At 63.5% G+C, this 222-nt stretch carries 1 pseudogene; it reads left to right on the top strand.

What is annotated here, in order from left to right:
* Positions 1-222 (top strand): annotated as a pseudogene (locus EOB49_RS36175) (GntR family transcriptional regulator); the annotation flags it as partial.

Raw genomic sequence — 222 nt, 5'->3', positions numbered from 1 at the left:
TCGGCAGGCCGGCGATTCGCGAGGCGATGCAGGCGCTGAGCAATATGGGCCTGGTGGCGATCTCGCATGGCGAACGCGCCAAGGTGCTGCAACTCACCGCCAAGTCGATCATCAAGCAGGTCGACGGCGCCGCCAAGATCATTCTGTCGTCGTCGAAGGACACGCTTGAGCACCTGAAGACCGCGCGCATCTTCTTCGAGCGCGGCATGGTCAGGGAAGCCG

The organism is Mesorhizobium sp. M7A.F.Ca.MR.148.00.0.0, from assembly GCF_003997735.1.
Taxonomy (GTDB): Bacteria; Pseudomonadota; Alphaproteobacteria; order Rhizobiales; family Rhizobiaceae; genus Mesorhizobium.
The sequence above is the reverse complement of the archived record's forward strand: the minus strand, read 5'-3'. Positions and strand labels throughout refer to the sequence as shown.